Raw genomic sequence first — 8,143 nt, 5'->3', positions numbered from 1 at the left:
TGTATTCTCGACAAATCCACTATACCAAAGAATGAGGTGTTTTTTGTATCTTAAAAAACTTTGTCAAGGTTTTTATTGAAATCATGAAGAACCTAATAGAGCCAACTATCGAATCTAATTATTTAGGTGCGAAGTTTGAGTAATTAAATAAAAATTACCATACAGCCTTCCTAAAAGGTTATTTTATATTATGGGCGAGTTGCGATAATCGCTACCCAATCTTCCATCATTAAAACTTCTTCAATAACAAAGCCTGATTTTTCTAGCGCTTGTTTCACTTCGTCTTTTTTAAATCCGATAATTCCAGATGTAATGTATTTACCACCAGGTTTTACAATGGAAAAGGCATCGTCTGTAAATGACATAATAATTTCAGCTAATAGATTACCAACGACGATATCAGAAGGTTCATGAATTGAGTCTAATAGATTCCCATGAAATACTTCGACAATATGATCTACCTTATTTAACTCAACATTTTCTAGCGCAGATTTTACAGCGACTTCATCTAGATCTAGTGCATGCACTTTCCCAGCTCCTAAAAGGGCTGCTCCTATTGCAAGAACTCCTGAACCTGTCCCAACATCTACAACCGTATCGCCTTTTTTCACTACCTTTTCTAATGCTTGTAGACACATTACCGTTGTAGGATGAGTACCTGTTCCGAATGCCATACCAGGATCCAATTCAATGATTAACTCATCTGTACTAACTGGTTGATAGCTTTCCCAAGTTGGTACGATTGTAAATCGTTCAGAAATTTTAACCGGGTGATAATATTGTTTCCAAGCTGTTGCCCAATCTTCTTCATCTACAAGATTTGTTTGGAGTACTTGATCTCCAATATTAATGTCGAAGTTTTTAAGATTCGCTAATGCAAGTTTAATTTCCTCAACCGTTTCAGCTAAAAAACTAGATGCTGGTAAGTATGCTTTTACTACCACTCCATTTGTCGGATAATCATTTGGATTCAATGCATAAATTTCACCAAATTGATCTTTCCGCTCCTTCACAATTTCAGTTGAGTCTTCAATGACAACTCCACTAGCGCCTGCTTCATGAAAAACGTTTGTTACAGCCTCTACCGCTTCGTTTGTTGTTAAAAAAGATATTTCTGTCCATTTCACTTGCATCCAGCTCCTCTTAAATTAATGTGCAAATCAGCTTTTATGTTAAACATGCCTTTTTAATGATAAGTTCACCTATTCACCTTTTAGTGTTTTTTTTATTCGGTCAAATAATGAGCTACCTTGTTCTTCAGGAATATCTCTACTAATTTCTGCAAAATCACGTAGTAATTGTTTTTGTTTTTCCGTTAATTTTGTTGGGGTAACTACTCTTACGATTACATATTGATGTCCTTGACCATAACCATGAACATTTTTTACGCCTTTATCTTTAATACGGAATTTTTCCCCTGATTGTGTACCAGCAGGAATTTTCAATTTCACTTTTCCATGTACTGTAGGAACTTCAATTTCATCTCCCAATGCAGCTTGAGGGAACGTTAGTTTTAGCTCATAGTAAATATCATCGCCGTCTCTTTCGAAATATTCATGTGCTTTAACATTGAACAAAATATATAAGTCCCCAGCTGGACCACCATTTTTACCTGGTTCACCTTGACCAGATACACGTAATTGTTGACCGTCATCAACACCAGCAGGTATTGTTACTTTAATTTTTTTACGTTTTTGAACCGTACCAGCACCATGACAAGTAGAACATTTATCAATAATAATTTGACCCGTACCACGACAAGTTCCACAAGTTTTGCGGTTTACCATACGACCAAAAGGTGTTTCCACTGTTTGATTTATTTGACCTGCACCATTACAGTTACTACATGTTTTTGGCGATGTACCAGGTTTTGCTCCTGAGCCATTACATGTTCCACAAGTTTCTTCTATTGGAATTTCAATTTCAGTTTGTTTACCAAATACCGCGTCTTCAAAAGAAATGTTCATACGATATTGAAGATCATCACCTTTACGAGGTGCATTCGGATCTGAACGACGACTACTTCCTCCACCAAAGAAAGAACTAAATATATCATCAAAGCCACCGAATCCAGAGAATCCACCACCGAAACCTCCACCAAATCCTCCGGCTGGTCCTTCATGACCAAATTGATCATATTGGGAACGTTTCGTGTCATCGCTTAAAACTTCGTATGCTTCAGCAATTTCTTTAAACTTTTCGTCAGCACCTGGTTCTTTATTGATATCTGGATGGTATTGTTTAGATAATTTACGATATGCTTTTTTTATTTCATCTTTACTTGCACTTTTACTTACTCCAAGTACCTCATAATAATCGCGTTTACTCATCGTTCACACTCCGCTCTATATACATAACGTTCATTGTAGCATAAATTAGTTTAAATTTTATCAAATAAAGTCTGATTAAAAAAACTTTCATTTTTTGACAAAACCAATAAAATAATTAGCTTTTTGGCTACAATCACCATACAATGAAAAAGTCAAAGACCGTAATTCGGCTTTGACTTTTTCAACTACATTAATACATTCTCTTTGTTTTGAGACGGCAAAGGATTAATAAATTTTATTATTTATCGTCCTTAACTTCTTCAAAGTCAGCGTCAACTACACCGTCATCTTTTTTCCCAGTGTTTGCACCAGTACCTGCGTCACCTTGCGCAGCTTGAGCTGCAGCAGCTGCTTGTTCGTAGACTTTCATAATTAAAGGTTGTAACACACCTTCTAATTTTTCTTTAGAAGATTTAATGCCTTCAATTTCACCAGCTTCTAATGCTTTTTTCAATTCTTCCTTAGCATCTTCAACAGATTTTTTCTCATCTTCACTAATTTGCTCACCTAAATCAGTGATTGTTTTGTCTACTTGGAATACTAATTGGTCAGCTTCATTGCGAAGTTCTGCTTCTTCCTTACGTTTTGCATCCGCTTCAGCATTTGCTTCAGCCTCTTTTACCATACGTTCAATTTCTTCATCTGTTAAACCAGAATCAGATTTAATAACAATTGTTTGTTCCTTTTGAGTTCCAAGGTCTTTTGCTTTTACAGACACAATACCGTTTTTATCGATATCGAATGTTACTTCAATTTGTGGAACACCACGTGGAGCTGGTGGAATATCCGTTAATTGGAAGCGTCCTAAAGTTTTGTTGTCTGCAGCCATTGGACGTTCACCTTGTAATACGTGAATGTCTACAGCTGGTTGATTATCCGCAGCAGTTGAGAATACTTGTGATTTTGAAGTTGGAATTGTTGTATTACGTTCGATTAATTTTGTAAATACGCCACCCATTGTTTCAATACCAAGTGAAAGTGGTGTTACGTCAAGTAATACGATATCTTTTACATCTCCAGTAATTACCCCACCTTGAACTGCTGCACCCATAGCAACTACTTCGTCTGGGTTTACACCTTTATGAGGTTCGTGGCCAGTTTCTTTTTTAACTGCCTCTTGTACTGCAGGAATACGCGTAGAACCACCAACTAAGATTACTTTATCTAATTCTGAGGCTGACATTCCAGCGTCTTTTAATGCTTGACGTACTGGGACCATAGTTCTTTCAACTAAGTCACGAGTAATATCATCGAATTTCGCACGTGTTAAGTTTACTTCTAAATGTAATGGACCATCTGCACCAGCAGTGATGAATGGTAATGAGATTTGAGTAGAAGTAACACCAGATAAATCTTTTTTCGCTTTTTCAGCAGCATCTTTTAAACGTTGCATTGCCATTTTATCTTTAGATAAATCGATGCCGTTTTCTTTTTTAAATTCTTCCACTAGATAGTTGATTACTTTTTGGTCGAAGTCATCTCCACCTAATTTGTTGTCACCAGCAGTTGCAAGTACTTCGAATACACCGTCACCTAATTCAAGAATAGAAACGTCAAAAGTACCACCACCTAGGTCAAATACTAGAATTTTTTGATCTTGATCTTGTTTATCTAAACCGTATGCTAATGCTGCAGCAGTTGGTTCGTTGATGATACGTTCAACTTCTAATCCAGCTATTTTACCAGCGTCTTTTGTCGCTTGGCGTTGAGCATCGTTGAAATATGCAGGTACAGTAATAACAGCTTTTGTTACAGGTTCACCTAAGTATTCTTCTGCGTAACCTTTTAAGTATTGTAAAATCATTGCAGAAACTTCTTGAGGTGTATATTCTTTATCTTCAACTTTTACTTTTTCATTTGTACCCATTTTAGATTTAATAGATAGAATCGTGTTTGGGTTTGTAATTGATTGACGTTTAGCAACCTCACCAACTTGGCGTTCTCCATTTTTAAAAGAAACTGCAGATGGAGTTGTGCGATTACCTTCTGGATTTGGAATTACTTTTGGTTCTCCGCCTTCTAATACTGCTACACAAGAGTTTGTTGTTCCTAAGTCTATACCAATAATTTTGCTCATTTAAATATGCCTCCTATAATATGAAAAACTAATTAAGTACATTTAACGAAATATGATAGAGATTATTCGTTTACAGAAACCATAGACGGTCTAAGTACACGATCTTTTAATTTATAACCTTTTTGAAGTTCACGTAATACAATGCCTGATTCCTTTTCTGAGTCTGCCTCTTGCATTACCGCTTGATGTATATTCGGATCAAAAGATTCTCCCTCAGCTGGAATTACTTCTAGACCTTCTTTGTTAATTGCATCGACTAATGATTTATAAACCATTTCGATTCCTTTGTATAATGAAACTGCATCGTCTGAAGTCACTTCTACTTGAAGGGCACGTTCAAAATTATCTAATACAGGTAATAAATCTGTTAGCAAACTTTGTGCTCGATATTTTTCTTGTGCCTCACGATCAAGTAAAGTACGACGACGTAGATTATCATAATCAGCTCTTAATCGTAAAAAACGATTTTCTTCTTCTACTAATTTTGCTTCTAACTCAGTAATTTGCTGTTTGTACTGTTCTTCAGTAGAAAGTTCTGCTTCAACTTGCTCTTCTTCTTTCGCATTTAAAGTTTCTTCAGAAGTATCTTCAGTAGTCTGGTTTACTTGTTCAGTTTTCTCTTCTGTTAGCTGTTCCTTATTTTCAGTTGATTCAGACACAATAAATCCTCCTTATAATCCATCCATCAATTTCTTTGTAAGGGTACGTGAGAGCCCATTTCGCATCATATCAATTAATGAAATAACACGTTGATAATCCATGCGAGTCGGTCCTATGATAGCTATTGAACCGCTTTGCTCTTCACCTATAGAGTAAGTTGCAGTAATAACACTACAATCTTCCATAGCTAAATTATTGTTTTCAGATCCAATTCGAATTTGAATATCTTGATCGCCTGGATGGAAAAGCGAAATAACTTGATTTTTCTTCTCCATTAAATCCATTAGCATTCGAATTTTATTGAGATCATGAAACTCAGGTTGATTCAACATATTTGTTTTTCCGGCAAAGTAAATTTCACTTTCATTTTCCATAGAAGTCATTATCTTTAATGATTGAAATAAAGAATCTGCGGTATGAATATGTTGTCTAAGTACTTCTAATGTTTCAAGTTCTAATTTCGATTGAAGTTCTAATATAGGAACGCCAACTAAACGATCGTTTAGTATTTTGACGGTTTTTTCAATATCTAAAGCATCGAAGCCTTTTGGTAAAGTAATCATACGGTTTTCAACATGACCATTGTCAGTGACAATTAAAGCAACAGCTGTTTGTTCAGATAATGGTACAATTTGAAACCTTTTAACACGGTGTTTTCCGACATTCGGACCGAGTAAAATTGTTGTATAGGTAGTCAAATCTGAAAGGATATTTGCAGATTGACGGATAATTTGTTCTATTTCAACAATTTGATTTTGGAAAATAGATTGAACTATACCTATATCTTTTACAGAAATCGAATTCGGCTTTAACAAATGATCAACATAAAAACGATAGCCTTTTTCAGATGGAACTCTACCTGATGAAGTATGAGTTTTTTCTATATAACCTAATTCCTCTAGATCAGCCATTTCGTTTCTAATTGTTGCTGGGCTGAAATTAATCCCTTCTTTTTTAGAAATTTGACGTGATCCAACCGGTTGTGCCGAACTAACAAAATCGTCAACGATTACTTTCAATATTTGTAATTGTCGGTTTGTTAACAATTTCATCACCCCTGTTAGCACTCACTTCAAAAGAGTGCTAATACTATTATTAAATTATCAAAACTCCTATATGATGTCAACGAAATCGTCCTATTCGCCTAATAAAAATTGTTGAAAAATTTCATTTCCAACAAATCGTCCTTTTCTCGATAAACATATCCCAATATCGTCAACAAGTAATAAACCTTCTTTTTCAAGCTTTTGAATAATAGTCCCGTATTTTTCTAACATCGAAATGCCTAATTTAGATGAAAAAGATTCGAATGTGACTCCTTCAATTTTTCTTAACCCTAAAAACATTTGTTCTTCACATCTTTCATCAAACGTCACTTCATGTTGATGGATGATCGGTCTTTTACCTAACTGAATTGAATCGAGATACTTTCTAATTGGGCCGATATTAGAATATCGTATTCCCCCAAGATATCCATGGGCACCTGCACCAATTCCTACATATTCATCATTATCCCAATAGATTTTATTGTGGGTTGATATTTGGCCATTTACCGCAAAATTACTTATTTCGTATTGAACAACTCCTTTCTTTTCCATCTCTTTCATTAATAGATCGTACATCTCTGCTTCTAAATCTTCAGTTGGTAATTGTAATTTACCTTTTGCATATTGAATATAGAAAACAGTCTTTGGTTCAACAATTAAAGAATATGCAGAATAGTGTGGAAGATTCAAATCGAGAGCCTGTTTTAAAGTGTCTTCCCACTGGCTCATAGTTTGTCCAGGTAATCCGTACATTAAATCGATATTAATATTTTCTATTCCAACTGCTCTTGCATTTTCAATTGTTTCATAAACTTGTTCATTCGAGTGAGTACGACCAAGTTTTTTTAGTAAGTCTTGATCAAAGGATTGAACACCTAGGCTAAGTCTGTTGATACCCCCTTCTTTTAATGCATGTAATTTATCAATTGTTAATTCATCAGGATTAGCTTCTGAAGCGAATTCAATTAACATATTGGTAGGAATTGATTCTGTAATCAATTTGAGTAGTCGATTAATTTGAGTTGCAGATAAAGAAGTTGGAGTTCCTCCTCCAAGATAGATTGTTTCTATTTGTTGAAGTGCTTGAGGCATTTGTTGCTGAATCAACTTTAATTCTTTTCCAATTGCTTCTATATATTCATCAACGGGTTGGTTTTTAAAAAACACTTTATTAAAATCACAATAATTACAAATTTGATGACAAAAGGGAATATGTATATAAACACCACGAGCCATTTATGGTCACTTCTTTCTTTTTATAAAGATCATTTATCACTTTATTGTACAGCTTTAGGATAAAATTTCAATTTTACACACTTTAATAGTTTTGAATCCAAATAAAAAGAAACCCAAGTTGTAACTATCAGGTTTCTAATTGAAATATTATTCATTTATACTATTTAACTTTAAAATTAGATCAATTGCAGACATTTGTGGCAACTCATCAGCAAATGTAAGGGCTTCCTTTTTTGTTTTAAAAGAAAAAGCATCCAGTTCCTTTGTTACTTTAAAACTTCCATTGTTCTGATTCAATAAGTATAAACGAATTGTTGGACTAGTGTAATTAATTCTATTAGCATATTCACCTGCAATTAATAGCCCAACGTTTTCGTCTTTTGAATATTTAAGAGTATGTATCACCTCTAAATCATCCAGTTCAAATAATTGAGGTAAAGTTAATTCCGTCAAATTTACCATTCTGCATACAACTCCCTACCCTTTAATATTATGACAACAATGTCAAAATAACTAAAACTTAATTATTCCTATTAAATTAATAGGCTTTAAAGTTTAATTCTATTTTACTACATGAAAATTTTGTTGCAAGAGTAAATTTCTTATTATTCTATTAGTTTTAATTAAATCGAGTAGGAGACTAGTCATTAACTTTTAATACTTCTTTTTATGGCTTGATGTTGGTTTCTGTTAGGACGAAATCCAAAACTCGAGTCAGAAAATTTCGGGTCAATTATCCCACCAATTACTTGGTAAATTGCCTGTTGGACCATTCGGTCCCTAACGCAAGGGAT

General features: G+C 34.4%; 7 protein-coding genes. All 7 read right to left on the bottom strand.

All coding sequences use genetic code 11. From position 1 onward, the window contains the following. Positions 1-188: 188 nt before the first annotated feature. Positions 189-1,127, bottom strand: a complete 939-nt coding sequence (gene prmA, locus ACOQFO_RS02015) for a 50S ribosomal protein L11 methyltransferase (protein ID WP_421688050.1) — start codon at positions 1,125-1,127, stop codon at positions 189-191. A gap of 75 nt (positions 1,128-1,202) precedes the next feature. After that, positions 1,203-2,330 (bottom strand): molecular chaperone DnaJ, encoded by a 1,128-nt coding sequence (gene dnaJ, locus ACOQFO_RS02010; protein ID WP_421688049.1) that lies wholly within the window; start codon positions 2,328-2,330, stop codon positions 1,203-1,205. A 238-nt stretch (positions 2,331-2,568) separates the two neighbouring features. Continuing rightward, positions 2,569-4,407: a molecular chaperone DnaK gene (gene dnaK / locus ACOQFO_RS02005; protein WP_421688048.1), complete on the bottom strand. Its 1,839-nt coding sequence runs from the start codon at positions 4,405-4,407 to the stop codon at positions 2,569-2,571. Positions 4,408-4,469: 62 nt separating this feature from the next. Beyond that, entirely contained in the window at positions 4,470-5,066 is a 597-nt protein-coding gene (gene grpE, locus ACOQFO_RS02000) for a nucleotide exchange factor GrpE (RefSeq protein ID WP_421688047.1), read from the bottom strand. A 12-nt stretch (positions 5,067-5,078) separates the two neighbouring features. Continuing rightward, on the bottom strand, positions 5,079-6,113 hold the full coding sequence (hrcA, locus tag ACOQFO_RS01995; RefSeq protein ID WP_421688046.1) for a heat-inducible transcriptional repressor HrcA: 1,035 nt from the start codon (positions 6,111-6,113) through the stop codon (positions 5,079-5,081). A 90-nt stretch (positions 6,114-6,203) separates the two neighbouring features. Next, positions 6,204-7,349, bottom strand: coding sequence for a radical SAM family heme chaperone HemW (gene hemW, locus ACOQFO_RS01990; RefSeq protein ID WP_421688045.1), 1,146 nt, complete (start codon positions 7,347-7,349; stop codon positions 6,204-6,206). Positions 7,350-7,496: 147 nt separating this feature from the next. Further along, a complete protein-coding gene (locus ACOQFO_RS01985; RefSeq protein WP_421688043.1) occupies positions 7,497-7,811 on the bottom strand; it encodes a geranylgeranyl pyrophosphate synthase in 315 nt (104 codons plus the stop codon). Positions 7,812-8,143: the final 332 nt, after the last annotated feature.

This window comes from Ureibacillus sp. MALMAid1270 (assembly GCF_049202975.1).
Lineage (GTDB): Bacteria > Bacillota > Bacilli > Bacillales_A > Planococcaceae > Ureibacillus.
This window is presented reverse-complemented; position numbering and strand designations above follow the sequence as displayed.